General features: G+C 59.2%; 2 protein-coding genes. Both read left to right on the top strand.

What is annotated here, in order from left to right; all coding sequences use genetic code 11:
- Positions 1 to 930 precede the first annotated feature (930 nt).
- Positions 931 to 2382: a hypothetical protein gene (locus tag AC1DWT_RS50290; protein WP_477926176.1), complete on the top strand. Its 1452-nt coding sequence runs from the start codon at positions 931 to 933 to the stop codon at positions 2380 to 2382.
- 69 nt (positions 2383 to 2451) lie between these two features.
- A partial coding sequence (locus AC1DWT_RS50285) for a hypothetical protein (RefSeq protein WP_477926175.1) occupies positions 2452 to 3269 on the top strand: 818 nt, incomplete at its 3' end.

Genomic DNA, 3269 nt, shown 5'->3' with positions numbered 1-3269 from the left:
ATACTCGTTCACGCTGGTCTGAAGCTCTTCGGCTCTGGTTTTCGCCCAGCCGAACTTTCGATACGCACTAATTACCAACGCATTCTCCCCTGTTGGTAGTAGCACCCGGCAACAAGCAAGGTGAGCCGCGGTCTGCGGAGGGCGCGGCCAGGCCCGAGCGCGGGTGGATCAGCGGAAGGCGAAGCGTCCGAGCGCCGTGCTGACGAGCAGAAGATGACCGTCTGGACGGGGTGGGTGAGCAGGAAGCCGACGGTGGCGGCTGCACTTTCGAGCCTTCGATCACGAAGGCGAGAACCAAGTCGTGTAGGTGCCGTCGTCCAAGACGAGGAAGTCGAATGTCCATCACAGGGCAGGAGAGCGAGCGCGACGGTGAACGAGCCGCACCGACTATCCCGGCGCGGTGATTGAACCGGTCGACCCCTTTGCGGCGTACAAGTACCCGTGCTCATGGCCTTCTCCCTAAGTTCCGGATCGCCAGCCGCGCGCCACGTTGGCGGCTTGGGCTGCGCCCCGGCCGCTCGTCGAGAGGCAGGTTCGTGTCCACGACTGGACATGCGGATGTAGATCAAACGATGCGGTGGGGTTTTCGTTGGGCGTCGACCAGCTCGGGGAGTATCCATCACGCTGTGGCATGGAGGAGGCGTTGCGGCACGCGCGTTCTTCGAGTGTGTCGACTTCGTCGACGACGTCACCGTGTTGAGCGTGTCGAAGGACTGAGCGGAATGGGAAGCAGGGAGAGATTGGGGCTTGCGGTGCGGATCRATCTGGCGGGCGTGCAAAGTGTGGAGGGCAGCTTCAATGCCGTGGAGGGGCGGTGGCGTCAACGAGTTCTCACAAGGTTCTTCGTAAATCGGTCGGAGAGCTCCATTCTCTGTAGATTGTGCGGAGGATCAGATTAGAGTTGATTACCCCTGAGAGACAAGGAAATCCGTGTTGGATGAGCGATCATTGCTGCTCGAGCGTATTGATGCTGCACGAGACCTCGTCGATGCTCTGACCGCGTTGCTGGCGTTTTGTCGTGGTCATGCCGATCTACTCTCTGACTTCACGCAGCGGGTAGCTGAGCGCGGGAGAGCGGCAACAATTGTCGGACAGATACGCGACGAGTTGTCCACGACCTACTTGAGTAAATCCAGCAAGAAGTACATCGTCGACTGTCTATCCCGTGACGACCACGTGGAGATGGCACGTGCTCTGGCCGTAGGGATCGATCTTGTCGTTCGAGACAGGGACCCTCGGTACTACAACGTGATGTGCCACTCACGAGGAATCCGGGTGCTGAAGGATCTCGACCCCTACCCAACACCGGAGGCATCCTTAACTCCGATGTACCCCGGCGGAGGGTTCTCAGCTCGGCCTCGAGACGCGGGCAGCGTCCTCTCGGTTGATCGGGTTCCGGGCTTAGCTCTCTGGAATTCCTCGGCGCATGGATTTCTCAAGGTCATTTACGATCCCGAATCAGGCGTTGCACTCGATAATGCTCTGGGTTCCAGCGTCAATATCTTGACGGTGACGCCGAACCAGAATTTCCCAATCGAGTTTTCTACCGGTGAAATGTCGCCCACGGGCTTCTTTGGCGTGTCGGTCAAGGACAAAAATCGGCAGAACAAGATTCTTGAGGAATCGATCGAATACTGTCACGAACAGTCCATCGAAATTCTTGTTCTTCCCGAACTTGCGGCGACAAACGATTCCGAGCAAATCATCAAGCAGGCGCTGTCGACCAACAACGTCGGCGAGCGCCGACCGTCCGTGGTTATCGCGGGAAGTCGGCACTTGGAGGAGGGCGACCGACGCCTCAATCGCCTCTCTGTAATTTACGGACCCAAGCTACACGTCGTTCACCATGACAAGGTCGGGCGGTACGTGAATGGACCGCCGGAGACGAAAACTAGCAGCGGGCTAGAAACAAACCTAGCCGGCGATGAGGGCATCGACCGGTCGGACACACTACGGATCCACTCGGGGATCGACTGGTCGATGATCCCTCTCATCTGCGCCGATTTCCTCGACCGCGTCGTGGTAAACGCGGTCGCGGAGCTCCACCCGGGACTGGTCATTGTCTCGGCGATGTCCGAGAAAACAGTGGGCTTCGAACTCTCGGCGGGCACTGTCAGCGCAGCCTGTCAGGCCACGGTTGTCGTCGCCAATGGTCCCGCGACATGGCGAGCTCCGAACCCGACCGATAGCGTCGACACACCCACGGGTGGGACTGAGCAGGAAGTGATGTCAGCTCCGGGCGACGTCACGATCGCTGTCTTCGCCCTTCCTCTCGCCGATCCCCTTGAGGCCACACGGCGCATACGACCACCCAAATCGGCGGTCGCGCCACACCGGGTCCACTTCCGTGCCAGCGAACGATCGACAGTCCTGTTGACTTAGCTACCCCTAGCCGATCAACTATAGGTCATGTAGTCTCAGGACCTGAGATTCTTCCGGCTGGAGGTTGGCATGAGTAAGGCCGTTGCTGCATTGCTAGAGCTGCTGGACGAACCGGCCGATGGCGACGTTTTCCAGCTTGCTCATCTGCTGGGGCAGGTCACCGCGGACGTCGTTGCGTCGACTCCGTCGGTGAAAGACGTGAAGTCGGTCGTAGCCGCTGCACAGATTAAGCAGGTCGCAGAGGTTGATGAGCGCTCAAGTGAGCTACGCCTGGTGTACGCGCTTTTGGTCGGCCTTTTCCAAACCCTCCAGGTCAGCTCGTCCTCCACCAGCGGCACAGCGAGTGGTCAAAGAACAGTCAAGGAACGGATCCTTTTCGCGCTGGCGGAGGCTCCTGCAGGGCCGACAGATCTGGGGAAACATGTTGGTTGCGCCACTGAGGTCGCCTCGCGTGCTCTGCGTACGATGCGGGAGCAAAAGCTGGTGCACCGCGTCAAGTCCGGTGGGCCGGGGGATCGTCGTTATCACCTGMACGAATTGACTGGTGACGGTGAAAACTTCGTAGATCGCCGGCTTGCCGGCGATGTCGCAACCTTGTCCGAGCTGGATGAGGATGTGCCCCGCCCTTCTCCCGATGAGACCGCGGAGCTGAGCGGTCTTCTTCGTGTGGCGAGGCACATCAGCAAGCAGGATCCGTTACTTGCAGCGGCATTGGCTCCGACCATCGAACGTCTCAAAGGCCAGGAATCGGATCCGAAACTTCGTGCAGAAGCGATCGGTGAACTCTGCGTCCTCTCGCGAAGCGTGAAAGATTTGTATGGTGCGGACGATATGCGTCGTTGGCACGAAGAACTCTTGGATATGGCCTCCATCGACGATGCCATCTC

Source organism: Rhodococcus sp. P4_B6, from assembly GCF_056402215.1.
This window is presented reverse-complemented; position numbering and strand designations above follow the sequence as displayed.